The organism is Pseudolysinimonas sp., assembly GCF_049651805.1.
Lineage (GTDB): Bacteria > Actinomycetota > Actinomycetes > Actinomycetales > Microbacteriaceae > Pseudolysinimonas_A.
On the sequence record NZ_JBASCU010000037.1, the window covers coordinates 1 to 25878 of the forward strand.

Genomic DNA, 25878 nt, shown 5'->3' on the forward strand with positions numbered 1-25878 from the left:
GAGGCCGGGTCTCGACACGCCGCCGCAGGCGGCTACTCGACCACCGAGACGAGGCCGGGTCTCGACACGCCGCCGCAGGCGGCTACTCGACCACCGAGACGAGGCCGGGTCTCGACACGCCGCCTGCGGCGGCTACTCGACCACCGAATTGGCCGAAACCCTAGGCTCGGGGCGTGGATGACGACGCCGCCGTTGAGCGACTGCGGGAACTCATCCGCGTGCCGACGGTGTCGCGCGACGACAGCGACATGCAGGACGCGGCCGCCTTCACCCGCTTCCCGGTGCTACTCGCCGAGCTGTACCCCCGCATCCATGCCGCTCTCGAACTCGAGCACCTCGACGGCCCCGGACTGCTCTACCGCTGGTCCGGCCGCGAGCGGGGGGATGCGCTCATCCTCATGGCGCACTGGGATGTCGTGCCCGCCGACGAGGAGGGCTGGACGCACGAGCCGTTCGACGCCGCTCTGACGACCGATGAGGATGGCGTCCGCCGCATCTGGGGACGCGGCGCGATCGACGACAAGGGGGCGCTCGCCGGCATCCTCGAAGCGGTCGACGACCTGCTCGCCGCCGGCTTCGTGCCCGAGCACGACGTCTACCTGAGCTTCGGGGGCGACGAAGAGGTGCAGGGCACGGCAGCGGAACGCGCCGTCGAGGTGCTGCGCGAACGCGGAGTCGCCGTTGACTTCGTGCTCGACGAAGGTGGCGCGGTCGTGCAGGGGCAGTTTCCCGGAGTGGCCGCACCGACCGCCGTCATCGGCATCGCCGAGAAGGGCATCGCCACGATCGAGCTGCGCGCCGTCGAGCCGGGCGGGCACGCCGCCCACCCGCCCCGCTCGGGCGTGACGGCGACCGCGCGACTGGCCCGCGCCATCCAGCGGGTGTCTCGGCCCGTGCCCGCCGGGCTACCGCCGACGGCGTTCCCGATGTTCGCCGCCCTCGCCGCCCGCGCCCACGGGGTGCTCGGGGTGGCGTATCGGCATCCTCGGCTGTTTCGGCCGGTTCTGCTGCGGGCGCTCTCGCGCGGCAGCGACGAGGCGAACGCGCTCATCCGCACCACCCGGGTCGTCACCCGGCTGCGCGGTGCTGCGGCCGACAACGTGCTGCCCGAGGTGGCGACGGCGTCGATCAACATGCGCATCGTCGTCGGGTCGAGTCTCGAGGCAGAGGTCGAGCGCATCCGCCGTGACATCGGCGACCCGCGCCTCGAGGTGCGGGTCGTGCGCGGCTCCGACCCGCCCCCCGTGGCGCCGACCACCGGCCGCCCGTGGGAGCGGCTCATCGCCGCTCTCGGCTCGTCGCATCCCGATGCCGTGCCGGTGCCCTACGCGATGCTCGGCGCCACCGACGGCCGGCACTTCACCCGCCTCACCCCCGCCGTCTACCGCTTCACGCCGTTCGAACTGACGAAGGCCGAGATCGCCGGTCTGCACGCGATCGACGAGTCGATCCGCGTCGAGTCCTATCTGCGCGGCATCCGCTTCTACCGAGCCCTGCTCGAGGGCGCCTAGGTTCCAGGCGCCGTCTGCGCGATCCAGGCGTCGAGGGCCGAGGGCTTGTCGGTCACAATGCCGTCCACCCCGTAGGCGAGTGCCTCACCCCAGCGCTCCTCGCTGTTCAGGGTGTAGAGCAGCACGCCCAACCCGGCTTCGTGCATCCGCTCGACCGCGTCCGGTCGGGCCTCGAGCGCCGACGAACGGGTCATGATCGCGATCACGCCGTAGCGCTGGGCGACGGCAACCGGGTCGATCGGCAGGATGCGGCGGATGAGCACGCGCGGGAAGAGCGGGGCCGTTTGCTGCAACCCCTGCACCGTGGTCGTCGAGAAGGATGCGAACACGACGCGGTCTTGGAGGCCGCGGAAGTAGATGCCGCTCATGAGCGTCTCGATGTCGTCGGGAGTCCACGCGTGCTTGAGCTCGACGAGCGCGGTCACGTCGTTCGCGCCGACGAGGGTGTCGAGGAACTCGCCCCACAACGGCACCTGTACTCCGGCGAACTGCGGGGCGTACCAGGAGCCGGCGTCGAGGGTGCGGATCTCGGCGAGCGTGAGATCGCCAACGGCGCCGCTGCCCGTCGTGGTGCGATCGACGGTGCGGTCGTGGATCAGCACCGGGTAGCCGTCGGCGGTGAGTTGCACGTCGACCTCGATGAAGCCGGAGCCGCTGACAACCGCCGCCTCGAACGCGGGCACGGTGTTCTCGGGGGCCGTCGCGCGGTCGCCGCGGTGGGCTGCGATGAATGCCGCCTCCCCGGGAGCCCGCAGTGGCCCCATCAGGTTGGCGGCGTACGCGCGGATCGCGCCGGGTGCGAGTACGAGAACGGCGACGGATGCGATGGTGACCAAGGCGGCGGCGCCCACGCGCAGCAGGTGCCGGTCGGCACGCTCGGCCCACGACATCGTCGTCATGCATCGCCCTCGGGTTGCGGGTTGCCCGCGACACTGCGGGTGCCGACGACGATAGCACGGCTCGTTACCGTTCCGTTATCGTTCGTTCACCATTTCGTGACCTTGGTCTCGACACGCGCCCTTCGGGCGCTACTCGACCACCGAGGTCAGAGGAGGGCCATGGTGTGCCAGACGGTCTTGGTCTCGGTGAAGGCGAGGATGCGGGAGAGGCTCAGGGCGGGGATGCCGGGCTCCGGCGACATCACGCGCTTCAGGGTGTCGGCGGCGGCGATCTCGAGATCGACCCAGTCGAGGTCTCCGGCCCCGGTGAGGTCGAGCGCGTTGACGTCGGCGTGCGCGGCGAGCCACGGGGCGATCTCGGCGGGTGATCCGGTGAGCACGTTGACGACTCCCCCGGGCACGTCGCTGGTGGCGAGCACTTCAGCCAGCGAGATCGCCGACAAGGGCCGCGTGAAGTCGGCGATCGCGACGACGGTGTTGCCGGCGACGAGAGCCGGGGCGACCGTAGCCACGAAACCGAGCAGTGAGCCCCCGGCGACCCCCTGCGGCGCGATCACCACGACGACACCCGTCGGCTCGGGAACCGACAGGTTGAAGTACGGGCCGGCGACCGGGTTGCCCGAACCGGCGACCTGGCTGTACTTGTCGGCCCAGCCGGCGTACCAGACCCAGGCGTCGATCGCGGCATCCACCTGCCGGGATGCGGCAGCCGCCGACGCGCCCTCGGAGAGGCGCAACTCTTCGATGAACTGCTCCCGGCGGCCCTCGAGCAGTTCGGCGATGCGGTACAGCACCTGCCCGCGGTTGTACGCCGTTGCACCCGCCCAGCCGGCGTGTGCCGCTCGGGCGGCGACCACGGCATCCCGGGCGTCCTTGCGGGATGCCAGCGCCGCGTTCGCGAGGAACACGCCCTTCGGGGTGGTCACCTTATACGTGCGGCCCGACTCGCTGCGCGGGAACGCCCCGCCGATCGCGAGCTTGTACGTCTTGGGGATGCTGAGGCGAGCCATCAGCGACCTGCCTTCTTCGCGCGGGGCGTCTCGACACGCGCGCTGTGCGCGCTAGATCTCGACACGCGCTGCGCGCTACTCGATCCATCGCTCGACCCACGAAGGTAGGCCGCCAATCCGTGGCGGCCGCCCTCGCGGCCGTACCCCGACTCCTTGTAGCCGCCGAACGGGGAGGCGGGGTCGAAGCGGTTGAAGGTGTTCGCCCAGATGACTCCGGCACGCAGCTTGTCGGCGACGGCGAGGATCTTCGAGCCTTTGTCGCTCCAGATGCCTGCCGAGAGGCCGTAGGGCGTGTTGTTGGCTTTCGAGATCGCCTCGGCCGGCGTGCGGAAGGTCAGCACCGACAGCACCGGGCCGAAGATCTCCTCTCGGGCGATCGTCGACGAGGTCTGCACTCCGGTGAAGATCGTCGGGGCGTACCAGAACCCGTTCTTCGGAATCTCGCACGGCGCACTCCAGCGCTCGGCGCCCTCGTCTTCGCCGATCTTCGAAAGCGCCGTGATGCGGTCGAGTTGCTCGCGGGAGTTGATCGCCCCGATGTCGGTGTTCTTGTCGAGCGGGTCGCCGAGGCGCAGCGTCGAGAGCCGCTCCTTGAGCCGCGCCACGACGTCGTCGTGCACGTTCTCTTGCACGAGCAGCCGGCTGCCGGCGCAGCAGACGTGACCCTGGTTGAAGAAGATGCCGTTGACGATGCCTTCGATCGCCTGCTCCATCGGGGCGTCGTCGAAGATGATGTTCGCCGCCTTGCCGCCGAGTTCGAGCGTGACCTTCTTGCCGGTACCGGCGACGGCCTTCGCGATCTCACGGCCGACGGCGGTCGATCCGGTGAAGGCCACCTTGTTGACATCCGGATGCCGCACCAGCGTCGCGCCGGTCTCCCCGGCACCGGTGACGATGTTCACGACGCCCTTCGGCAGGTCGGCCTGCTGCAGGATCTCGGCGAAGATCAGCGCCGACAGCGACGTCGTCTCGGCGGGCTTGATCACGACGGTGTTGCCCGCGGCGAGCGCTGGCGCGATCTTCCAGGCGAGCATGAGCAGCGGGAAGTTCCACGGGATGACCTGTGCCGCGACCCCGAGCGCGCGGGGCGAGGAGCCGAGCCCGGCGTAGTCCAGTTTGTCGGCCCACCCGGCGTAGTAGAAGAACCAGGCGGCGACGAGGGGGATGTCGACATCCCGGCTCTCTTTGATCGGCTTGCCGTTGTCGAGACTCTCGGCCACCGACAGTTCGCGCGCACGCTCCTGGATGAGCCGCGCGATGCGGAACAGGTACTTGCCGCGGTCGGCGCCCGACATCTTCGACCAGGTCTTGTCGAACGCCCGACGGGCGGCGATGACCGCCCGATCGACATCCGCGGGAGTCGCCGTCGCGATCTCGGCGATCTTCTTCTCGGTCGCCGGCGAGATGGTGTCGAAGCCCGAGCCCGACCCGTCGACGAATTCGCCGTCGATGAACAGCCCGTACGACTTCTTGAGATTCAGGATGCTCGTCGACTCGGGGGCCGGGGCGTAATCCAGGAAGTGTTGCGTCTCGACACGCGCTGACGCGCTACTCGACGACCGAGCGTCTGCCATTTAGTCCACCGTCACGTAGTCGGGGCCGCTGTAGCGACCGGTTGTGAGTTTCTGCCGCTGCATGAGCACGTCGTTGAGCAGCGTCGACGCGCCGAAGCGGAACAGGTGCGGCTGCAGCCACTCCTCGCCCGCCGTCTCGGCGACGGTCACCAGGTATTTGATGGCGTCCTTCGAGGCACGGATGCCGCCCGCCGGCTTCACCCCGACGCGTTCGCCGGTGAGGCGGTGCCACTCCTGCACGATCTGCAGCATGAGCAGCGTCCCCGGCAGCGTCGCCGCGGGCTGCACCTTGCCGGTCGAGGTCTTGATGAAGTCGCCACCCGCGAGGATCGAGAGCCAGGATGCGCGGCGCACGTTGTCGTAGGTGTTGAGTTCGCCGGTCTCGAGAATCACCTTGAGGCTCGCGTACGACCCGTCTTCCCGGCGGCAGGCTTCCTTCACCGAGATGATCTCTTCGAAGACCTTGCCGTAGTTGCCGGCGAGGAACGCCCCGCGGTCGATGACCATGTCGATCTCGTCGGCGCCGGCGGCCACGGCATCCTCGGTGTCGGCCAGCTTCACCCGCAGCGACGCCCGGCCGCTCGGGAACGCCGTCGCGACCGCCGCGACCGAGATCTTGCCGTCATCCGGGTCGCCGTGCAGGTCGCCGAGCGCCTCGACGGCCGTCGCGACCATGTCGCCGTACACGCACACCGCGGCGACGCGCGGGGTCGACGGGTCGGTCGCATCGGGCGTGATCGCCTTCGACACGAGCGACCGCACCTTGCCGGGCGTGTCGGCTCCCTCGAGGGTCGTCAGGTCGATGAGGGTGATGATCTTGTCGAGCGCCCACGCCTTCGAGGTGGTCTTGATCGACCGCGTGCCGAGACCGGCGGCGCGGGATTCGAGGCCCACGGCATCCACCCCCGATAGCCCTTCGAGGTGCAGCCGGAGGCTCTTCTCGGTGAGGTCGCCGCCGAGCAGCTTGACCGCCCGTTCGGCTGGGGCCAGCGACGTCGCATTCATCCGAGGAAGTCTACGCTGGGGGCCGTGACTGAGCAGGGACCCGTTCTGGCGGTGGACTTCGGCGGAACCAAGGTCGAGGCGGCGCTCGTCACCGACGGGCGCATCGTCGAGGGCACTCGCACGCGCCGCCCGACGGGACCCGAGCGCTCGTCCGACGAGCTGGATGCCGCGGTCGCCGAGGTCGTGCGGGGTGCGTTGGGTTCGTCGACCGTGGCCCGGGTGGGTGTCGGCTCGGCCGGCCCGGTCGACACGGTGCGCGGACTCGCCTCGCCCCTCAACGTTCCGGCGTGGCGCGACCACCCGTTCCGTGACGTCGTGGCGGCGCTGGTGCCCGGTGCGGAGGTCGTGTTCGCGGTTGACGGTCTCGCGATCACCCTCGCCGAACAGCGCTACGGTGCCGCTCGCGGGTCGGACAACGTCATGGGGATGGTCGTCTCGACCGGCGTCGGCGGCGGACTCGTGCTCGACGGCCGCGGCATCCGCGGTGCGAGCGGCAACGCCGGGCACATCGGGCACATCCAGGTGTCGGGCTACGACGATTTGTGCGCGTGCGGACGGCGCGGGTGCGTCGAAGCGATCGCGTCGGGTCCGAGTTCGGTGCGCTGGGCGCGGGCCCAGGGCTGGGAAGGGTCGACGGGCGAAGACCTCGCCGCCTCGCCCGACCCGCGAGCGCGCGCGGCGATCGAGCGCTCCGCCCGGGCCGTCGGCCTCGCGATCGCGTCGGCGAGCGCGCTCGTCGACCTCGACGTCGTCGCGATCGGCGGTGGCTTCTCGCGCTCGGCGCCCGACTACATCGACCTCGTGCGCGCCGCCGCCGACGAGGGCTTCGGGTTCGTGCGGGCCACCCGCATCGTGCGCGCCGGGCTCGGCGACGAAGCCCCGCTCATCGGGGCCGCCGCGCTCGTGTCTGACTGACCTCGTCATCGACCATTCGATCGCGACGCAGCACCGCGACGGCCGGTACGACGAGCACCATTGTCGCGAGCAACAGGATGATCGGCACCGCCCAGCTGCCCGTCGCGTCGTGTAAGAGGCCGACGATGAGGGTGAACAGCCCCGCCGCGACGTAGCCCACCCCCTGTACGAAGCCGCTCACCGACACGGTGACCTGGTGGTCACGCGTGCGCGTGTTCACCAGGAGGAGCGCGAGCGGGAAGACGATGGGTATGAGCCCGATCAGCACCCCCCAGAGGAACGGTGCCGACGACGGAGCCAGCAGCATCCCGGCCCACCCGGCGACACCGCACACCCCGGCGACGACGATCATCCCCAGCACGGTGCGCGAGCGGGTCGCCAGCAGCGGCACGATCAACGCCTCCGGGATGCCGATCACGATGACGATCCCGAGGGTCGCGGCGGCGACGGCCGGGATCACCCCGACGGCGGTCAGCATCGCCGGCAGGTAGGCCATCGCGGCGTAGATACTGATCGAGCTCAGCGTGAACGTCGCCGTGATCGCCCAGGCGGTCGGCGAACTCATGACGCGGCGCGCCTCTCGCCCGGGCTCGACGCCCGACGCAACGACGCTCGGTGGCGCCACGCCGCGATAGGCGCGCACATTCGCCAACCAGGGCAGGAGCGCGAGAAGAGGGATGACGAGCCACAGCCCGATCGCGACCCGCCAGCTGGTGGCCTCGGCGATCTGCACCGCGACGAACGCCGGACCGGAGGCACCGACCCCCATCAGCACGAGGTAGAGCGACGTGAAGCCGCCGACGCGGTCGGGGTAGTACCGCCGCACGAGAGGCGGAAGCAACACGTTGATCGCGCCAATGCCGCCCATCAGGACCAGCGTCGAACCGACAAGCACCGCGGCGTCGCCGGAGAGGGCACGCACGGCCTGGCCGACGACGAGCACCGCGAGCGCCGCGATCAGCGTCCACTCGAGACCGAAGCGTTGGGTGATCGCCGGAAGAATGAGCCCGGCGAGCGCGAACCCGATCGGCGGTGCCGCCCCGATCAGCGACAACACCACGACGTCGAGCTGCAGGTCGCCGGAGATGATCTGGAACAGCGGGCCGGCGACGGCGACCGCGTTGCGCATCGACAACGCGACCAGCACGAGACCGAGAAGCGCGAAGAGCCGCCCGTTGCGCACCGCGGGGTAGCCGGGCGACGTCACCCGACGAGCCGGTCGTGCCAGGCGTTCGCCGACACGTCAGTAAGCGAGGCGACCTGGTCGACGACGACGCGTTTGCGCGCGGCATCGTCACCCGCGGCCGCCCAATCCTCGGCGAAGCCGACATCCAGGTGGCTCGGGTCGGCGAGCAGCGCGTCGGCGAGCTCGGCGAGTACCTCGCGCTGCCGCGCGTAGAGCGGTTTGCGGGCGTTCGTCGACATGACGTTCGCCGCGACGATCCCCTTGAGCACCGCGATCTCGGCCTGCGTTTCGCGCGGCACCACGACATCCGCCCCGAAGCGCGCGAGCGCCGGCTGCGGGTAGGCCTCGCGAGTGGCGCGCTCGGCGTGCCCGGCGAAGCGCCCGATGAGGAAGCTGGTGAGGTTCTTGAGCCGGGCGAGGTCGCGGCGGCTGCCGTCCCAGGAGTCGATCCAATAGTCGAGGTTGTCGAGGCGGTCGAACGCGGCAACCAGGGTGTCGTGGTCGAACTCGCCGCCGATCCAGGCGAACATCGAATCCACGAGGGCGTCGTGGTCGACCCGCGCGCCGAGCGCCCGCACGTCGAGGAAGTTGCCGACGATCGCATCCTCGAAATCGTGCACCGAGTACGCGATGTCGTCGGAGAGATCCATCACCTGGGCCTCGATGCAGCGGACCCGCTGGGGTGCGCCCGCGCGGATCCACTCGAACACGTCGGTGTCGTCGGCGTAGAAGCCGAACTTGCTGCGGCCCGACGGGTCGGGGATGCCCTGCGCCGCCGGCCACGGGTACTTGCACGACGCGTCGAGGCTCGCGCGCGTGAGGTTGAGTCCGTAGGAGCGGGTGTCGTCGAAGACCTTCGGCTCGAGCCGGGTGATCAGTCGCAGCGTCTGCGCGTTGCCCTCGAAGCCGCCGATGTCGCTCGCCCACTCCGCGAGCGCGCGCTCCCCGTTGTGCCCGAACGGCGGATGCCCGAGGTCGTGCGCGAGACACGCGGTGTCGACGATGTCGGGGTCGAGGCCCAGCCTTGACGCGAGCTCGCGCCCGACCTGCGCGACCTCGAGGGAGTGGGTGAGCCGGTTGCGCGCGAAGTCGAGCCCCGCCGTCGGGCTCAGCACCTGGGTCTTCTGCGCCAGCCGGCGCCAGCCGCTCGAGTGCAGGATGCGCGCACGGTCGCGGGCGAAGTCGCCGCGACGGCTCACATGGTTCTCGGGAAGGCGACGTTCGGCATCCGCCTCGTCATACCCGGCCGTGAGCGGGGCGGCGGACTCAGCCACCGCTGTTGTGCAGTTCGGCGTCGGCGACCTCGGCCCGCATGCCTTCCGCGATCTCGCGGCTATCGAGCCAACGGTCGGGCAGGCTCGGGGTCTTCGGGGTTCCCGCGCGGCCGCGTTGGCCCTCCGCGGGCGCACCCGGGTACGGCTGGTCGTGGTCGAGGCCGCCGAGCAGCTGGTCGATCTCGTCGAGGCTCGACGCCATCGCGAGCGCCGCGCGGGTTTCGCCGCCGACCGCATAGCCCTTGAAGTACCAGGCGACGTGCTTGCGGATGTCGCGCGTCGCCCGCCCTTCGTCTTCGAAGAACTCGACGAGAAGCTCGGCGTGACGCTTGTAGGCGCGGGCGACCTCCCCAAGGTTCGGCTGAATGTCGTCGGTGGTCGAGTAGGCGGCGGAGCCGCCGTGTCGAGGCCCCCCGCCGAACGCAACCGCCAGGTCACCGAACAGCCACGGCTTGCCCAGGCATCCCCGCCCGACCACGACGCCATCGCATCCGGTCTCGGCGACCATGCGCAGGGCATCCTCGGCCGACCAGATGTCGCCGTTGCCGAGCACCGGAACATCGGTCACCGTCTCTTTCAGGGCGCGAATCGCCGACCAGTCGGCGTGGCCCGAATAGAACTCGCTCGCGGTGCGGGCGTGCAGGGCGATGCTCGCGACCCCGGCCCCCTCGGCGATGCGGCCTGCCTCGAGGTAGGTGAGGTGCTCGGGGTCGATGCCCTTGCGCATCTTGATCGTCAGCGGAACCTTGCCGGCAGCCTGTACGGCGCCCTCGACGATCTCGCGGAACAGGTCGAGCTTCCACGGCAGCGCCGCTCCCCCGCCCTTGCGGGTGACCTTCGGCACCGGACATCCGAAGTTGAGGTCGATGTGGTCGGCGCGATCCTCGGCGACGAGCATCGTCACCGCCTCGCGCACCGTCTTCGGGTCGACCCCATAGAGCTGGATGCTGCGCGGCGTCTCCGACTCGTGGTGGCGGATGAGCCGCATGCTCTCGGGCGTGCGCTCGACGAGGGCGCGGCTGGTGATCATCTCGGAGACATACAGCCCCGCGCCGTACTCCCGGCACAGCCGACGGAACGCCGTGTTCGTGATGCCCGCCATCGGCGCGAGCACGACCGGAACGGTCAGCTCGATGCCCCCGATGCTGAGGGGCTTCGCGGCGAGGGACGTGGACACCCTCCGATTGTTTCAGACCGGGCTTCGAGGTGTCGGTGCCCGAGCCGCCGCGACGCTAACTCTCACTCAGCAAGGGCGGCGAGGCCCTAGTGCAGCCGCCTGCCCGTCTGGTGAAGAGTTAGTGCCGGCACACCCGAGAATTGTCAGATGACGAGCGGCAAGGAACGGGTGGCGGCGGATGCGGAAGCCCGCGGCATCCCAGTGGAGATCATCGAGCGGATGCCGGCGAGCACACTCGAAGAAGCGGCGAGCATCCTGGGCATCCAGCCCGGCGACATCGTGAAGTCGCTCGTCGTGCGGCGTCACGACGGCAGCTACCTGTTCGCGCTCGTGCCGGGCGACCGGCAGATCTCCTGGGCGAAGTTGCGGGCCGTCGTCGGGGTCAACAAGCTGCGACTGCCCGAAGCGGAACTCGCGCTCGAGGCGACCGGGTACGAACGCGGCACGATCACGCCGCTCGGGTCGACGACCGCGTGGCCCGTGTTCGCCGACTCTACGATCGCCGGGAAGCGCGTCTCGATGGGCGCCGGCGAGCACGGCTACTCACTGTTCGTGCAGGCGGATGACCTCGTGCGCGGCCTTGAGGCGACCCTCGCCGACATCACCGAGGCACTGTAGTTGGTCAACTCGGCGGCGTCAGCACGTCTTTTTCGTGCGGGGTGAGCTGCGCCGCCCCGGCCCCGTCCGGACGCCCGAGGGCGCGGTACTCCCAGCCCGCGGCCCGATACCTTTCGGCGTCCAGCGCATGGCGGGCATCCACGATGCGGCGCTGGGCCACGATGTGACCCAGCAACCCCGGGTCGGCCGAGCGGAACTCGTCCCACTCGGTGAGCAACACGACGACCTCCGCTCCGTCGGTCGCATCGCCGAGCGAGTCGACGTAGTCGAGGTCGGGGTACGCCCGGTGCGCGTTCGCGTTCGCCTCCGGGTCGTAGACCACGACGTGCGCGCCCTCGAGGTAGAGCAGCCGCGCGACGTCGAGCGCGGGGGCGTCGCGCACGTCGTCGGAGTTCGGCTTGAACGCCGCCCCGAGCGCCGCAACGCGCACCCCGGTGAGGTCGCCTCCCGCGAGTTCGCGCACCAGATCGACGGTGCGCTCCCGGCGCCGGATGTTGATCGCGTCGACTTCTCCGAGGAAGGCGACGGACTGCCCGATCCCGAGCTCCTCGGCACGGTGCCGGAAGGCGCGGATGTCCTTCGGCAGGCAGCCGCCGCCGAACCCGAGCCCCGGCTTGAGGAACCGCCCGCCGATCCGATCGTCGTACGACAGGGCGGTGGCGAGCAGATCGACGTCGGCACCGGTCGCCTCGCACACCTCGGCCATCGCATTGATGTATGAGATCTTCGTCGCCAGGAACGAGTTGGCGGCCACCTTGACCAGTTCCGCCGTCGCGAGGTCGGCGACGACGAGCGGCGTGTCCTCGTCGAGGATCGGGCGGAACACGGCGCGCAGCTGCTGCTCGGCCCACTCCGACGTCACCCCGAACACGAGCCGGTCGGGATGCAGGGTGTCTTCGACCGCGAAGCCCTCGCGCAGGAACTCGGGGTTCCAGGCGAGTTCGAGTTCGTCGCCGGCCGGCGAGACGTCGTGCACCATCTCGGTGAGACGCTGGGCCGTCCCCACCGGCACCGTCGACTTGCCGACGAGCAGCGCCTTGCGGTCGATCCGGGTGGCGAGTTCGCGGAACGCCGATTCGACGTACGCCAGCTCGGCCGCGTTCGAGCCCTCCTGTTGCGGGGTGCCGACGCAGACGAAATGGATGTCGCCGAAGCGAGCGGCCTCGTCGAAGTCGGCGGTGAAGCGGATGCGGTCGGAGCCGAGCGCCTCGCGCAGCTTCTCGTCGAGTCCGGGTTCGAAGAACGGCACGCGGCCCGCCGAGAGTTCCGCGATCTTCTCGCGGTCGACATCCACGCCCAACACGTCGTAGCCGAGGATCGCCATGCAGACGGCGTGCGTGGCGCCGAGGTAGCCGGTGCCGATCACCGTCACGCGCAGGGGTTCGGTGTTCATGCGCTCTTCTCCTTTACTGATGGGTTTGTCGTTCAGGTCGCGGTTCATCCGCTGAACCGTCCGGCTTCGGCGCGGTCGAAGACGCCGCGGCTCATCGCTTGAAGCGGCCGGCGGTCGCGTAGCGGGTCGCCCCGCTTGCGGCCGGCGCCGAGCCGGGTGATGAGGGCGACGATGACGAGCGTCACCACGAGCATCCAGACGATGGTGAGCGGCTGCATGAGGGTGCGCAGAATCTGTTCGATCGATCGGCTCGAGGCCCACCCGTCGATCAAGTTCGCCTCGACGCGGGCGTTGAGGGCGCGGTCGTCGTTGATCGCTGACGGACCGGTTCCGGAGAGTTCGTTCTCGGTGATCTTGCTGCCGGCGAGGCGGCCGGTGAGCACGATGCCGTGCAGTTCGACGTCGGAGATCACGTTCGAGGTGACGTCGGCCTTGGCGTTGCGCACGTAGACGCCGACCTGCACGTTCGAGATCTCGTTATTGCCGACGGCCACATCCTGCGCGTCGTCGCGGATCGAGATCGCGTGACGGGTCTGCCCGGAAAGAGCGCTGTCGGTGATCTGCACGTCGACGGGGCCGCCGCCGAGCACGATGCCCATGTCGCCGCCACTCACGGTGACGCCCGCGACGCGCACCGCGGTGCCGCCGACGACGTCGATCGCGGCGCGCGTGTTGTCGTCGAATGTTCCGCCCTCGACCACCGAGTCGCCCGACACGGCGGTGGGTGCCCCGGTCGAGTTGGGACCCTCGGCCGGGGCCGTCCCGTCGAGAACGAGGCCGTTCCGGGAGTTGGCATTGACGACGAGACCCGTCATCCGGGTGCCCGAGGTGGTGTTGTCCACGACGATCCCGTCACGCGCGTTGCGGGATGCCTCCACCTGATCGACGGTCGCCCCGGTGACGGCGCGGTCGAGCACCAGCCCGTCGGCGAGGCTCTCGACGAAGGCCGAGTCGCCGATGATGGGGCTCTCGACGTTGGCGACGGTGAGGCCGAACGCGCAGCCCTGCACCAGAACACCCGACACCTCGAGCCGCGCAGGTTCGACGGCAGCCTCCGTGATCTCGACCGTCGGGGCGCCATCGGGGCCGACAACAGGCGTCTGCATTTCGCGCTCGGCGCTACGGTCGCCGTCGTACGCGAGGCCCCCGGTCTCTCCGCTCCAGAATCCGAGGGCGCGGAGGTCGGTGAAGGCGACGCGCAGATCGCCCCCGATGACCCTCAGGTAGGGACGTCCGTCAGCGGTGACGTCATCCGGGCCGCCGGTGGTGGGGTTCCAGCTCTCGATCGTGACCCGGCTCTCGGCGGTGCCTTCCACGCTCAGCCGGCCGCCGAGCGCCACGAGCGTGCTGAAGCCCGATTGGTCGGCCGCGAGCAGCAGTCGTGCCCCGGCGGGGATGACCAGGACCGCCCCGTCCATCAGCGCGAGATGCTCTTTGAGCACGTAGGCGCCATCGGGCCCGTCCGCCGCCAAGGTGTCGGGGGCGAGTTCCGCGATCTCCGCGAGATCATAGGGAGTCTCGCGCCCCGGCACGATGAACGTCGGCCGCCCACCGCTCGCCAGGCGGAACGGCGCCGTCGTGTCGAGTTGCTCCGAGGGGCCGGCCGATGCCGCGGTGCGTACGGCGACGAGCCGCTCCGACTCTGCGTCGACGAGAGCCGCCTCCGCATCCGGATCGCCGGGATACGGGTCGCCGGTGATCTCCTCGACCTCCTCCGGATCGGTGGTGGCGACCGGCTGCTCGCCGATGACCTGGCCGATCAGAGTGCCGGTGAGTTGGGGGGCGAACAGTGCTCCGCCGACGAACGCCGCGACGGCGAGCACGATGATCGCTGCCAAGAATTTTCCGATCGCGCTCATGCGTTGACCACCTCTCGAGAGACGGGTTGAAGGGTGCGGGCCGTTTGGCCGTCACCGCCGACCTGGCCGGCCCGCCGGGTGAGCCAGCCCTGCGATTCATCGTGACGAACGCCCAGACCTTGATCGGCAGCGCGACGAGAATCACCGTGAACGTCATCAGCGGCAGCAGCAGCAGATCACGCGGATGCCGCCGCAGGTGCGACCAGCCACGGATGCCGCGGCCGAGCACCACCCAGCCGAGCGCGAGGGCGACGCCGAGTGGGGTGAGTTCGAGCCGGGAGAACACCAGGTAGGCGATCGTCAGCCCCATCGTGAGCGGGGTGAGCAGAATCTGCAGCACCGTGATCTGCGTCAGGATCGGCTGGCGCCACAGCCAGCCCTTCGCGATCGCGGTGAGGTAGCAGCGCACCGAGTTGCGACTCCAGCGCACGCGCTGCTTGACGAACGCGCGGAACGTTGTGGGAAACATCGAAAGCGCCTTCGCCGAGCTCTGGTGCACCGTGCGGTACCCCTGCGCGAGCACGAGCCAGGTGAGTCGCCCGTCGTCGCCGGCCACGCAGCGGCGACCGAGGAAGTACTCGTTCTCGAGCTGGTACAGCACCGGGATGACGGCGGCCCGTCGGTAGACCGCGGTGCGTCCGGAGAGGCACGGCACCGCTCCCAGCTTGCCCATCGCCGGCACGTAGTCGTAGTAGCGGAGGTTGACCATCCAGTCGGCGATCCGGCGCCAGACGCTCGTCTCGCGTTGGTACACGTTCTGCTGCGTTCCGACGCCCCCGACCCTTCGGTCCTTGAAGGGCATCTGCACGGCCTCCAGCAGGCCCGGAGTCCATCTCGTGTCGGAGTCGACGAGTGCGATGAGCTCCGAACGAGCCTCTCGGATTCCGATTCCGAGCGCCGAGCGCTTTCCGACGTGTTCGAAGAGGATCGGACGCACCCGGCTGTCGCCGAGGGCGACGATGCGGTCGTACGCCTCGAGGTCGCGCACGTCGAGCACGATGATGATCTCGTCCGGCTTCTGCGCGCGCCAGGTGTCGAGGCACTCGAGCAGGATGTCGGGGTCTTCGTGGAACGACGGCACGACGACCGACACGCTCGTGCGGAAATCGGTGACGATCGGGCGGGCGGTGCGCGAGACGAACACCCGGACGAGCCAGATGCTCCAGACCACCGTCCCCGCGACGGCGATCGGGATGAACGGCTCGACCGCGGCCGCCCATGCCCCGAGCTGGTCGAACACCCGACCGAGCACGACGATGACGGTGTTCCACCAGTCCTGCCAGGGCAGCGAATTCCACCAGTCGTCGAGGTCGCTAAGCGGGTCGCTCGGGGCCATGGCGGATCTCCTCGGGTTCGAATGCGGTGCGCCGCACCCTGGGAGAGGTCTTTCGGCGAGGCCCCCAGGCGAGTCGACGTGCATCGACGGTAGGCACGCGTCGACGCGCGTTCGGTGGCCCTTTCAGGAGTCTTCCAGGGCGCGTTCAGCGCGCTCTGGAGCACAGTGCGTCACCGGCGGACACATCGAAAATCCTGATCAGAGGCCGGTTCCGCGCGCCACGGAGTCAGGTTGCGGCCGCTGCCGATGAGAGAACCCTCATCGGCGCCCCGGCTGGACCGATCGGGTCTTGACTCGGGACGAACCGCTCGCTATGGAGACCGGCACTCGACGTTCGCGAGGCCGCTCTCCGCCCCCTCGGCGACGTTGTCGCAGTCGACGGTGTTCCCACGTTCGGGGGTGAGCGCGAAACCGAACCCCGGTCCGTTCACCTGGGCGACGTTGCCCGAGAAGCTGTTGCCCGTCCCCCAGCCCTCGAGGATCTCGTGGGTCTGAAAGCCGTCGGCGGGCGAATTCGTTCCTCGGTTGCCGGTGATCACCCAGTCGTTGCCCTTGACGTCGACCCACGAGTCCGCGTCGCCGGTGAGCGCCGAGCCGTCGAAGTCGTTGTCTTGCACGAGCCCGCCCGTCGTGCCCTCCTTGATGTCGATCGACTCCGCCGTCGTGGCACTGATCGTGTTGCCGACGATCTCGTTGCCGTCGCTGGCGTCGGGCTCGCAGTCGCTGACGTCGCACCAGCTCTCTTCCGCGCTGCCGATGTAGATGCCCTCGCCGAACTCCGGCTTGCGCAGCCCGGTGTCCGAGACCACGTTTCCGACGATCAGGTTGTCGGTGCTGAAAGCCCGCAGGTGGATGGCCTCGTCGCCGATCTCGCGCACCGTCAGGCCGCCGATCACGCTGCCGACGACGCCATCGGCCATCACGCCCTTCTTGCCGTTCTGCACGGTGAAGCCCAGCAGCATCCAATTGCTCGCGCCGTCGAGGTGCAGCACGGTGCCGTCATCGGTGCCGCCGCCGTCGAGCACAGCGTCCACGCTGCCGCAGAGGTGGATCGGCGCGTCGCGCTCGCCGGGAGAGTCGGCCACGAACGTGCCCTCGTACGTGCCGTCGGCGAGCCGGATCACATCGCCCGGCTTCGCTTCGGCCAGGGCGTCGCTCAACTCCTCAGCTGTCGCGACCTCGATACCGCCCTCGGGACACACGGGGATGCCGCTCGACGCACCGGTCTGCGACGGGGACGGCGTGCCCGCCGACCCATCGGACGCCGCGCAGCCGCCGAGAACGGCGAGGGCGAGAACGGCGATCACTGCGGATGTCGGCGTGCCAGACATCCATTCACGCTAAACCGGGTCTGCGCTCACGACAACCCGGGGCGGAACCAGGCACACGTCGTCTTCACACACCTCGCCCGCCTCGCCGAACGGCTGCAGCACGATCTTCGGCGTGTCGTTCACCTCAGGATGCCGCCTCCGACGGGACTGTCGAAGAGTCCCGCCCCGAAGTCGAAGGCGGCCAGCAGCAGTGCTGAGGGCAGGGTGAAGGCGAGGAACGCGGCGAGCACCCCGAACGGACCGGCCCGCACCAGCTGGAGGGCGAAGCCGACCTGGCTCGACGCGGGACCGGGCAGGAACTGGCACAACGCGACGAGGTCGGCTAGCCCTTCTCGTCGATCCAGCCGCGCCGGGTCGACGCTCCCACGTGGGGCGGCATCCGTCTCCACGCTCGACTCGGTCCTGCGTAGAGTGGCAGACACCCTGAAGAGGGTGTCTGCCGGGGTCGTGGCTCCCGATAAGCGTCGGACCCCGGCAGAACTCTGATCGATCGCTAAGCGACCGCTTCCGACTCCGCCGGAACCTCGACAGCGGCCGGACGGCCCAGCGCGCGGTACGTCCAGCCGGCGGATCGGTAGGCCTCGGCATCGAGCACGTTGCGCGTGTCGATGATGCGACGCTCGGCCACGAGCACCCCGAGGGCGGCCGGGTCGGCATCCCGGAACTCGTCCCACTCGGTGAGCAACAGCACCACATCGGCGCCGTCGACGACTTCGGCAAGGGACTCGACGTAGTCGAGGTCGGGGTAGACCCGGTGCGCGTTGACGTTCGCTTCCGGGTCGTAGACGACGACGTTCGCACCCTCCAGGTAGAGCATCCGTGCCACGTCGAGCGCGGGAGCGTCTCGCACGTCGTCGGAGTTCGGCTTGAAGGCCGCCCCGAGTGCGGCGACCTTCACCCCGTCGAGGCTCCCGCCGACGAGCTCCCGGGCGAGATCAACGGTGCGACTGCGGCGACGGAGGTTGATCTGGTCGACCTGGTCGAGGAAGGAGATCGCGTCTCCGACCCCCAACTCTTCGGCGCGGTGCCGGAACGCGCGGATGTCTTTCGGCAGGCACCCGCCGCCGAAGCCGAGGCCAGGCTTGAGGAACTTGCCGCCGATCCGGGCGTCGTGGCTGAGCGCTTCGGCGAGCACGGTGACGTCGGCTCCCGTCGTCTCGCAGATCTCGGCCATCGCGTTGATGTACGAGATCTTCGTCGCGAGGAACGAATTCGCGGCGGCCTTCACCAACTCCGCGGTCGGCAGGTCGCCCACGACTAGAGGCGTGCCCTCCTCGAGAATCGGGCGGAATACGCGGCGCAGCTGCTCCTCAGCCCACTCCGACGCGACACCGAACACGAGACGGTCGGGGTGAAGGGTGTCCTCGACGGCGAAACCCTCGCGCAAGAACTCGGGGTTCCAGGCGAGTTCGAGCTCGGTGCCGATCGGCGACACCTCCTGCACGAGCGCGGTCAGCCGGTCGGCGGTCCCGACCGGCACCGTCGACTTGCCCACGAGCAGCGCCTTGCGCGTGATCCGGCGGGCGAGTTCAGTGAAGGCCGAGTCGACATAACGCAGGTCGGCGGCGTGAGAGCCCGGCGCCTGCGGGGTGCCGACGCAGACGAAGTGCACGTCGCCGAACGCGGCGGCCTCGTCGAAGTCGGTCGTGAAGCGCAGGCGGCCGGCATCCAATGCTTCCCGCAGCTTCTCGGGAAGACCGGGTTCGTAGAACGGCACGCGGCCGGAGGCGAGCGCGTCGATCTTGGCCGGATCGACGTCGACGCCGAGCACGTCGTAGCCGAGCACTGCCATGCAGATGGCGTGGGTGGCGCCGAGGTATCCCGTCCCGATAACGGTGATACGCGGCGATCCCACCCGGGGGGTGACGAGATCGAGATTCTGGGTAGCCACTTGATCCTCCAACAGGACGTGGGTGTTGCGGATGGGGGAAGCGCCTTAATCGGGGCGGCGCTCTTCTGTCAACCGGAGCAGGTCACATTTGCGGTTCCTTCTCCGGCGGCGGAAGCTTGGTTGTCGCAGGTGACGACGTTGTCGCGTGCGGGAGTGAGCGAGAACCCAAAGCCGGGTCCATTGACGTTCGCGGTGTTCCCGCGGAAGACGTTGCGGGTGCCCCAGCCGTCGAGGATCTCGTGAGTCTGGAAGCCGTCACGTGGCGAATTCGTGCCCACATTGCCCTCGATGAGCCAGTCGTTGCCTTTGACGTCGACCCACGAGTCGGCGTCATCCTCGACCAACCGGGATCCGTCGAAGGTGTTGCCGCGCACGATGCCATCGCTCGTGCCCTCCTTGATGTCGATCGACTCGGCGGTCGTCGCCCAGATGGTGTTGCCCTCGATGAGGTTGCGGTCGGACGCGTCAGGGGCGCAGTCGGTGATGTCGCACCAATTGCTCTCGGCGGTTCCGATGTAGATGCCTTCGCCGAACTTCTCCCGACGCAGGCCGGTGTTGCTGACCTGATTGCCGGTCACCGTGTTGTCGGTGCTGAAGCGGCGCAAATGGATGGCTTCGTCGCCGATGGTGTGCACCGTGAGCCCCTCGATGACCGAACCGACGGTGCCGTCGGCCATCACGCCCTTCTGCCCGTTGGTGACGGTGAAGCCCACGAGGTGCCAGTACGACGCCCCGTCGAGGTGCAGCACGTACCCCCCGTCGATGTCGCCGCCGTCGAGCACGCTGTCGCGAGAACCGCAGAGTGTGATCGGTCGGTCGGCGGTGCCCGAGGCGCCCGCGACGAAGTTGCCGAGGTAGCTGCCAGGGGCGAGCGCGATGACGTCACCCGGCGCCGCCGCGTCGAGCGCATCCTGCAGCTGAGCGGCATCCGCCACCGTGGTGCCGGATGCGGGACATCCCTCGACCGCGTCCGCCGGGGCGGGGCCTGAACCGTCGAGCGGACCGTCGGGGAGCTCGTCGGTCGGCTCGAGGGCGCCGACCGCTTCGGCATCCCCGTCGGCGGGGCGGACGGCGTTCGTTGCGGCCCAGACCGAGCCGACGAGCACGGCACCCAGCACGAACGCCGCGACGACGGCCGTTATCGGTCGGGCTCTGATCACGCCCGGGATTCCGTCGGTCACGACGACCCCGCCCCGACGAGCTCCCGCTCGAGCTCGCGCTGCTGCTCCACGACCGGTGCCGGCGCTGCCTCCTCACGCGACACGATGCCGCGTGTGAAGGTCGTGAGCGGCGCGTGGTCGGCGAACGGATCGCGCACAACCCGCGGCCGCCGAACGAACAGCGCCGACCCGAGGATGGCGAGCGCGATCAGGATCCACAGGATCGTGAGCGGTTGGAAGACGGCGCGGAGCACCACCGAGATCGGTTTGGTGCTGCGCCACTCAGCGATGTCGTTGTCGCGCACCGCGACACCCGCGGTGCGATACACGTCGATCGCGCTCGGACCCGATCCGGAGACCGTGTTGCCGACGATCGTCGACGCGCCGGTCTCCCCGACGAGGGCGATCCCGTGGTTGGAGACATCCGTCACCGTGTTGTCTTCGAATGCACCTCCGGCGTCACGGGCGAAGATGCCGATCTCGGCGCCGTCGACCCGGTTGTCGGTGACCACGGCATCCAGCCCGGCATCCCGCAGGGCGATTCCCTGATTCGCGGAGGCCGACACGTCGTTGTCGCGCACCGTGATGCCGGTGGCGCCGCTGTCGACCACGATGCCCATGTCGTTGCGGGCGACATCGTTACCGACGACGGTGACATCCTGCCCACCGACGACTTCGATTCCGTAGCGACCGTTGTCGGTCGAGGTGGAGTTGCGCACCTCGTTGTCGCCGTAGACCGTCGTCGCGATGCCGGTCGCGCTGGGTCCGTCGACGAGCGAGCGACCCTCGATCGTGATGCCGTTTCGACCGTTCGAGCGCGCGGTGAGCCCATCGAACACGACGCCCGAGGTGGCGCGGGTCAGGTTGAATCCATCCTGCGCATTGCCGACCGCACTCGTGCCGGTCACGGTCGTGTTGGTGACGTCGCGATGAAAGACGAGGCCGTCGACAAGACTGTCGGCGAAGCGCGATCCGCGGATCTCGACGCGGTCGGAGTTCGTGACGAACAAACCGAAGGCGCTGCCGGTGACCGTCACCGATTGGATGAGGGCGGAGGCGTAGCCGTTGACGGTCAGCCCCGAGTCGAGGGCGAGGGTGTCGAGCGCCTCGCCGCCGCTTCCGGCGAGAGCCTCACTGCCCTCGATGCCGGAAACCTCGACCGGGTCGGCCGGGGCAGCAGCGCTCCCGAGGTCGTCGGCCAACAGGGGCTCGGGGATGACGGTGCCGGTGAGCGACAGACCTCCAGTAATCCCACTCCAGAAGCCCAGGTCAGAGAACTCCGCATTCATGATCGACGCGTGGCCGCCGTGTTCGCGAACATAGGCACGGCCATCCGCGGTGACCAGATCGGGGCCGTCGCCATCCCAGCTCGAGATCGAGACGGGAGCACCGGCGTCTCCCTCGATGAGCAGATCGCCGCCGTCGCCGACGATGGAGGCGAACCCGTCGGCGGATGACGCCAGCAACACCCGCAGACCGTCGCCGGAGAGCCGGAGCGTGGCGCCTTCGGCGACGTAAAGGTGCTCAGAGACGAGGTAGGAGCCGTCGCCTTGCACGGCAACGCTACGTGGCGCGATCCGAGCGAGTTCTTCGAGCGTGTACGCGCCGCTGCGGGCGACGAGCACGACGGTCGGCACGCCGGTGGTCGTCAGGCGGAAGGGACGCGTCGGAGCCATCCCGGCAGCGGCGGCGCTCGACATGCTCGCCTCGATGTCGATCAGTCGTCGCTCTTCGGCGGCGACGAGACGGGCCTCCTCGGCAGGGTCGCCGGGATAACCACGACCGGCGGTGACGTCGTCGTCCGGCGCCATGCCGACCGGCAACCCGGCGACCGGGGCGGCGGTGGCGCCGATCGAGCTGCCGGCGATCAGGCCGACGGCGAGGACGCCGGCAGCCATTCCGCGCATCACGCGGTCACCTCCGCGCCGAGCGACCGGGCGGTCTGGCCGTCGCCACCGATCTGGTGGGCGTGTCGAGTGAGCCAGCCCTGCTTGTTCATGGTGACGAACGCGTAGAGCTTGATCGGGAGGGCGATGAAGATCACGACGAGGGCGACGATCGGCAGCAGCAACAACTCTCCGGGATGCCGACGCAGATGCGAGAAGCCGCGAATGCCCCGGGTGATCAACAGCCACGCGACGACGGCGGTGATCGCGATCGGGGTCAGGTCGAACCGGCTGAACAGGATGTAGCCGATGGTGAAGCCCATAGTCACCGGGGTCAACAGGATCTGCAGAACGGTGACCTTCGTGACGAACGGTTGGCGCCACAGCCAGCCCTTGGCGATCGCCGTCAGGTAGCACCGGTAGGAGTTGCGGCTCCAGCGCACCCGTTGCTTCACGAACGCCGCGAAGCTCGACGGGAACATCGACAACGCCCGGGCGGAGCGCTGGTGCACCGTCTTGTAGCCCGACGCGAGCACGAGCCAGGTCAGACGCCCGTCATCGCCCGAGATGCACCGTTTGCCGAGGAAGAACTCGTTCTCCAGGCGCTCGAGCACGGGGAGGACGGCGGCTTTGCGGTACACCGCGGTGCGACCCGAAATGCAGGGCACCGCTCCGGCACGGCCCATCGCCGGCACGTAGTTGTAGTAGCGCAGGTTCACGAGCCAGTCGGCGACGCGACGCCAGATGCTCGTGGTGCGGGCGTAGACGTTCTGCTGAGTCGACACGCCGCCGACCGCGGGGTCGACGAACGGCTTCTGCACCTCGATGAGCAGTCCGGGCGTCCACGAGGTGTCGGAGTCGGTGAGCACGAGCAGCTCGAAACGAGCGAGCCGGATGCCGGCCCCGAGTGCCGATCGCTTGCCGGCGTGCTCGAAGAGGATCGGGCGCAGGCGGTCGTCGTCGAGAGCGACGATGCGGTCGTAGGCCTCGAGGTCGGCGACGTCGAGCACCACGATGATCTCGTCAGGGTTCTGCGCGCGCCAGGTGTCGAGACAGCGCATGAGGATGTCGGGGTCTTCGTGGAATGACGGCACGACCACGGATGTCGTGGTGCGGAAGTCGCTCTCGATCGGGCCGGTGCGTGCCGACAGGATCACTCGGAATAGCCAGAGCAGCCAGACGACGGTTCCCGCGAGTGCGAGCGGAAAGTACGGCACCAGAGTGGCGAGGAAGTTCGCGATCGGTTCGAGGTCGAACGTATCGGCGAGAATGCCGTCGGCGGGGTCGGGAAACGACAAAACGATTGCGGGCATCGGGGGCAGCCTTCGTTGGGGGGACGAAAAGGTGGCGCTGGCCGACGTCGCCTGATCTGACGTAATCCCCATTGACCGAGTGCGACGATCCAGAACCCTAATCGGGGTGGATTCCCGTCACCGCACTACCGGCTGTTGATGCTCATCATGTCGGCGCAATGGGGGACCGCGTCAAGCTGAGAACGCAAATATCGAGGAAGGTTTACGTCCCGTTCACCCTGGTTTACACCCCCGAAACATGAGAGGCGCTCGCTGCGAGACGCTCCGTGGCCACCTGCTCGAGGGCGTCGGCGAAGGTCGCCGGCTCCTGCGCACCCGAGATGCCGTACTTGCCGTCGAGCACGAAGAACGGCACACCGCGGATGCCGAGGCCACCCGCCAGCGCGACGTCTGCCCGCACGTCGGCGAGGTACTCCCCCGACTCCAGAGAGCGCACGACCTCGTCGCGGTCGAAGCCGATCTCGGCGGCGAGGTCGGCGAGTTCGGGGATGCGGCCGACGTGGCGGCCCTCCTCGAAGTACGCCTTCATCAGGCGTTCCTTCATCTCGGGCTGCCGGCCGCGCGCCTTGGCGTAGTGCACGAGTTGATGAGCGAGAACCGTGTTGGTGGTCTGCAGCCGGTCGTAGTCGAACCTCAGCCCGACCGCGGCCGCGAGGACGGTGACCCGCTCCCCCATCGCCGCGGCTTGCTCGAGCGAGACGCCCGCGTGACCGGCGAGGAACTCGTGGTGACGGCCCCGGAATTCCGCCGGCGTGGTCGGTGAAAGTTCGAACGAATGGAACTCCACCTCGACCGCAAGACCCGACGCGGCGACCGCCGCCTCGAACTTGCGCTTGCCGATGAAACACCACGGGCAGGCGATGTCCGACCAGATGTCGACCTTGATCGGTTCAGAGGAAGCAGTCACTCCAGGTTCAACTGCCGTACGGCCGCAGCATTCCCGCGGGTGGCGCGGGGATCAGGGGAACGCCGATACGGCTCAGCCGCTCGATCCCGTTGCGCCGCGCGAACCACTCCACACCGGCGACCCACAGTCCGACCGTGATGATCTGAGCGACCAGCCCGGCAGGCCCGCCGGTGTCTTCCGTCATCCCCGTCGGACCAAACATGCCGGTGCCCATCACGGCGAAGGCGGCGACGTTGTTCACGGTGTGCATCGCGATGCTCGCCTCGAGACCGCCCGTGCGGATCGTGACGACCGCGAAGCCCACCGCCATGACGACGACCGTGAGGATGCCCCATCCGTCGTAGGCGTGACTGACCCCGAAGATCGCGGCCGAAACGACGATCGTCACCGGCGCCCAGCGCACCCATGCGCCGACCGACTGCAACAGCACACCGCGGTAGAGGTACTCCTCGGTCGCCGCCTGCAGCGGCACCAGCAACACCACGATGAGCACGGAGATCAGGTAGGTCGGTACATCGATGCTGAAGGGAAGCAGCTCATCACCGAGCGAGAGACCGATTCCGATCTGCCCGGCGAAGGTCACGATCCACACGGCGGCGGCGGGGATGAAGGCGACGAGGAGCCAGCGCCACCGCAGCCTCATCAGCACCGAGTGCAGGATGTTGACCCGCACACCGGCGGGTCGGATGCCGGCGATGCGCAACGCGAGCGGCACGAGCGGCAGCACGAGGATGATCGAGCCAAGCCCGAACAGGAGGGTCCATGGTCGCGCCATGTCGGGGCTGACCAGCGCCGTGAGCTCGTCGTTCACGTCGGGGCTGAGGAAGTCGATCGCGTTGGTCGCGAACAGCACGATGAACAGCGGCACGGCGAGCAGCAGGCTGACGCCGAGGAAGAACACGGCGGTCATCACGATCGCGACGAGCGGACGCCACCAGCGGTAGGCGGGTTGAGCACGGTACAGCCGGTGGTACGGCAGTTCGACGATCGTGAGTTCGGGCTGTGCCGCCGGTGCGGCGGGGGGCGCGGTAGCGTCGGTCATCCGTCCTTCTCCTCTTCGAGTTCGTCGATCAGCCGCAGCCCGTCACGTGCCCAGGCGATCTCTTGTTCCGCACGCTGAACGAGGCCCTCGTAGGCGTACCGCTTGAACGCCACCGTGCGCTTCTTGTCCTGCACGGGCGTCACGGCGAGGCGGCGGTTGAGCATCGGGGAGGTCGCCGTGTCGATCTGGTGGATCTGCTCTTCCCACTGAGCGAGTTCACCCTCGTAGTGGGCGATGTGGGCGCGCAACTGGGCGCGGGCGGCATCCGGACTGGCCCACTCGAAGTACGCCGACTTCAGGTGCATCGCGTCGCGGAACCGCGCGTAGGGCAGCATCGCGTTCATCCAGCCGCGCAACGCCTCGCGGCCCGCGTCGGTGATGGAGTACTCGCGTTTGGTGCCCTTGGTGCCCCACGGCACCTCTTCGGCGGTGACGACGCCGTCGGCTTCCATCTTGCGCAGCTCGGGGTAGATCTGCGAGTCAGGGGCGTACCAGACATGACCGACCGACGAGTCGAAGCGCTTGTGCAGGTCGTAGCCCGTCATGGCGTCGACGCTCAGCAGCGCGAGCAGCGCGAATCGCAGTGACATC

The 25878-nt window shown here is 69.0% G+C and carries 22 protein-coding genes; 3 read left to right on the forward strand and 19 right to left on the reverse strand.

Features of this window, described 5'->3' with window-relative positions; genetic code table 11:
• Positions 1-173: 173 nt before the first annotated feature.
• A complete protein-coding gene (locus WBL06_RS09430; RefSeq protein ID WP_424455738.1) occupies positions 174-1511 on the forward strand; it encodes a M20/M25/M40 family metallo-hydrolase in 1338 nt (445 codons plus the stop codon).
• On the opposite strand, the gene WBL06_RS09435 is transcribed toward WBL06_RS09430, so the two are convergent.
• The 4 genes from WBL06_RS09435 to deoC all read right to left on the reverse strand — a co-directional run bounded on the left by WBL06_RS09435 (position 1508) and on the right by deoC (position 5999).
• Positions 1508-2410 (reverse strand): glycerophosphodiester phosphodiesterase, encoded by a 903-nt coding sequence (locus WBL06_RS09435; protein WP_424455739.1) that lies wholly within the window; start codon positions 2408-2410, stop codon positions 1508-1510. The genes WBL06_RS09430 and WBL06_RS09435 overlap by 4 nt on opposite strands.
• A gap of 146 nt (positions 2411-2556) precedes the next feature.
• On the reverse strand, positions 2557-3420 hold the full coding sequence (locus tag WBL06_RS09440; RefSeq protein ID WP_424455740.1) for an aldehyde dehydrogenase family protein: 864 nt from the start codon (positions 3418-3420) through the stop codon (positions 2557-2559).
• Complete coding sequence (locus tag WBL06_RS09445; protein ID WP_424455741.1) at positions 3420-4994, reverse strand: aldehyde dehydrogenase family protein; 1575 nt, start codon at positions 4992-4994, stop codon at positions 3420-3422. The genes WBL06_RS09440 and WBL06_RS09445 overlap by 1 nt, the downstream gene beginning before the upstream one ends.
• Entirely contained in the window at positions 4995-5999 is a 1005-nt protein-coding gene (gene deoC, locus WBL06_RS09450; RefSeq protein ID WP_424455742.1) for a deoxyribose-phosphate aldolase, read from the reverse strand.
• A gap of 15 nt (positions 6000-6014) precedes the next feature.
• Between deoC and WBL06_RS09455 the strand changes: the two genes are divergently transcribed.
• Positions 6015-6914, forward strand: a complete 900-nt coding sequence (locus WBL06_RS09455) for an ROK family protein (protein WP_424455775.1) — start codon at positions 6015-6017, stop codon at positions 6912-6914.
• On the opposite strand, the gene WBL06_RS09460 is transcribed toward WBL06_RS09455, so the two are convergent.
• Genes WBL06_RS09460 through dusB form a run of 3 tightly spaced genes read right to left on the reverse strand, consistent with a single transcriptional unit; the run spans position 6883 to position 10551 of the window.
• Positions 6883-8121 (reverse strand): MFS transporter, encoded by a 1239-nt coding sequence (locus WBL06_RS09460; protein ID WP_424455743.1) that lies wholly within the window; start codon positions 8119-8121, stop codon positions 6883-6885. The genes WBL06_RS09455 and WBL06_RS09460 overlap by 32 nt on opposite strands.
• Entirely contained in the window at positions 8118-9374 is a 1257-nt protein-coding gene (locus tag WBL06_RS09465; RefSeq protein WP_424455744.1) for a deoxyguanosinetriphosphate triphosphohydrolase, read from the reverse strand. The genes WBL06_RS09460 and WBL06_RS09465 overlap by 4 nt, the downstream gene beginning before the upstream one ends.
• On the reverse strand, positions 9367-10551 hold the full coding sequence (gene dusB, locus WBL06_RS09470) for a tRNA dihydrouridine synthase DusB (protein WP_424455745.1): 1185 nt from the start codon (positions 10549-10551) through the stop codon (positions 9367-9369). Before dusB ends, WBL06_RS09465 begins: the two co-directional genes overlap by 8 nt.
• 147 nt (positions 10552-10698) lie before the next feature.
• On the opposite strand from dusB, the gene WBL06_RS09475 reads away from it, so the two are divergent.
• A complete protein-coding gene (locus tag WBL06_RS09475; protein ID WP_424455746.1) occupies positions 10699-11169 on the forward strand; it encodes an aminoacyl-tRNA deacylase in 471 nt (156 codons plus the stop codon).
• 4 nt (positions 11170-11173) lie between these two features.
• Here the strand turns inward: WBL06_RS09475 and WBL06_RS09480 are convergent, their stop codons facing one another.
• From WBL06_RS09480 to WBL06_RS09535, 12 genes are all read right to left on the reverse strand, one after another.
• Positions 11174-12562: a UDP-glucose dehydrogenase family protein gene (locus WBL06_RS09480; RefSeq protein ID WP_424455747.1), complete on the reverse strand. Its 1389-nt coding sequence runs from the start codon at positions 12560-12562 to the stop codon at positions 11174-11176.
• 44 nt (positions 12563-12606) lie between these two features.
• Positions 12607-13980 carry a right-handed parallel beta-helix repeat-containing protein gene (locus WBL06_RS09485; RefSeq protein ID WP_424455776.1) on the reverse strand — a complete coding sequence of 458 codons (1374 nt, stop codon included), beginning with the start codon at positions 13978-13980 and terminating at the stop codon, positions 12607-12609.
• An 88-nt stretch (positions 13981-14068) separates the two neighbouring features.
• A complete protein-coding gene (locus WBL06_RS09490) occupies positions 14069-15757 on the reverse strand; it encodes a glycosyltransferase (RefSeq protein ID WP_424455748.1) in 1689 nt (562 codons plus the stop codon).
• Between the two features lie 311 nt (positions 15758-16068).
• Complete coding sequence (locus tag WBL06_RS09495) at positions 16069-17088, reverse strand: hypothetical protein (RefSeq protein WP_424455749.1); 1020 nt, start codon at positions 17086-17088, stop codon at positions 16069-16071.
• 119 nt (positions 17089-17207) lie between these two features.
• On the reverse strand, positions 17208-17510 hold the full coding sequence (locus tag WBL06_RS09500; RefSeq protein ID WP_424455750.1) for a chromate transporter: 303 nt from the start codon (positions 17508-17510) through the stop codon (positions 17208-17210).
• A gap of 71 nt (positions 17511-17581) precedes the next feature.
• Positions 17582-18979, reverse strand: coding sequence for a UDP-glucose dehydrogenase family protein (locus tag WBL06_RS09505; protein WP_424455751.1), 1398 nt, complete (start codon positions 18977-18979; stop codon positions 17582-17584).
• Positions 18980-19047: 68 nt separating this feature from the next.
• Positions 19048-20160 (reverse strand): right-handed parallel beta-helix repeat-containing protein, encoded by a 1113-nt coding sequence (locus WBL06_RS09510; RefSeq protein WP_424455752.1) that lies wholly within the window; start codon positions 20158-20160, stop codon positions 19048-19050.
• Positions 20157-22037, reverse strand: a complete 1881-nt coding sequence (locus WBL06_RS09515) for a right-handed parallel beta-helix repeat-containing protein (protein ID WP_424455753.1) — start codon at positions 22035-22037, stop codon at positions 20157-20159. Before WBL06_RS09515 ends, WBL06_RS09510 begins: the two co-directional genes overlap by 4 nt.
• 8 nt (positions 22038-22045) lie before the next feature.
• Positions 22046-23338 carry a glycosyltransferase gene (locus WBL06_RS09520; protein ID WP_424455754.1) on the reverse strand — a complete coding sequence of 431 codons (1293 nt, stop codon included), beginning with the start codon at positions 23336-23338 and terminating at the stop codon, positions 22046-22048.
• A gap of 223 nt (positions 23339-23561) precedes the next feature.
• Complete coding sequence (locus WBL06_RS09525; RefSeq protein ID WP_424455755.1) at positions 23562-24245, reverse strand: DsbA family oxidoreductase; 684 nt, start codon at positions 24243-24245, stop codon at positions 23562-23564.
• Between the two features lie 7 nt (positions 24246-24252).
• Positions 24253-25287: a lysostaphin resistance A-like protein gene (locus WBL06_RS09530; RefSeq protein ID WP_424455756.1), complete on the reverse strand. Its 1035-nt coding sequence runs from the start codon at positions 25285-25287 to the stop codon at positions 24253-24255.
• A complete protein-coding gene (locus WBL06_RS09535; protein WP_424455757.1) occupies positions 25284-25877 on the reverse strand; it encodes a PadR family transcriptional regulator in 594 nt (197 codons plus the stop codon). The genes WBL06_RS09530 and WBL06_RS09535 overlap by 4 nt, the downstream gene beginning before the upstream one ends.
• Between the last annotated feature and the right edge of the window lies 1 nt (position 25878).

Bases quoted from the DNA above. Each gene is read 5' to 3' on its own strand.
- WBL06_RS09435 (WP_424455739.1), bottom strand. From the start codon at position 2,410: ATGACGACGATGTCGTGGGCCGAGCGTGCCGACCGGCACCTGCTGCGC.
- WBL06_RS09440 (WP_424455740.1), bottom strand. From the start codon at position 3,420: ATGGCTCGCCTCAGCATCCCCAAGACGTACAAGCTCGCGATCGGCGGG.
- WBL06_RS09445 (WP_424455741.1), bottom strand. From the start codon at position 4,994: ATGGCAGACGCTCGGTCGTCGAGTAGCGCGTCAGCGCGTGTCGAGACG.
- deoC (WP_424455742.1), bottom strand. From the start codon at position 5,999: ATGAATGCGACGTCGCTGGCCCCAGCCGAACGGGCGGTCAAGCTGCTC.
- WBL06_RS09475 (WP_424455746.1), top strand. From the start codon at position 10,699: ATGACGAGCGGCAAGGAACGGGTGGCGGCGGATGCGGAAGCCCGCGGC.
- WBL06_RS09480 (WP_424455747.1), bottom strand. From the start codon at position 12,562: ATGAACACCGAACCCCTGCGCGTGACGGTGATCGGCACCGGCTACCTC.
- WBL06_RS09485 (WP_424455776.1), bottom strand. From the start codon at position 13,980: ATGGACGGGGCGGTCCTGGTCATCCCCGCCGGGGCACGACTGCTGCTC.
- WBL06_RS09490 (WP_424455748.1), bottom strand. From the start codon at position 15,757: ATGGCCCCGAGCGACCCGCTTAGCGACCTCGACGACTGGTGGAATTCG.
- WBL06_RS09495 (WP_424455749.1), bottom strand. From the start codon at position 17,088: ATGTCTGGCACGCCGACATCCGCAGTGATCGCCGTTCTCGCCCTCGCC.
- WBL06_RS09515 (WP_424455753.1), bottom strand. From the start codon at position 22,037: ATGGCTGCCGGCGTCCTCGCCGTCGGCCTGATCGCCGGCAGCTCGATC.
- WBL06_RS09520 (WP_424455754.1), bottom strand. From the start codon at position 23,338: ATGCCCGCAATCGTTTTGTCGTTTCCCGACCCCGCCGACGGCATTCTC.
- WBL06_RS09530 (WP_424455756.1), bottom strand. From the start codon at position 25,287: ATGACCGACGCTACCGCGCCCCCCGCCGCACCGGCGGCACAGCCCGAA.
- WBL06_RS09535 (WP_424455757.1), bottom strand. From the start codon at position 25,877: ATGTCACTGCGATTCGCGCTGCTCGCGCTGCTGAGCGTCGACGCCATG.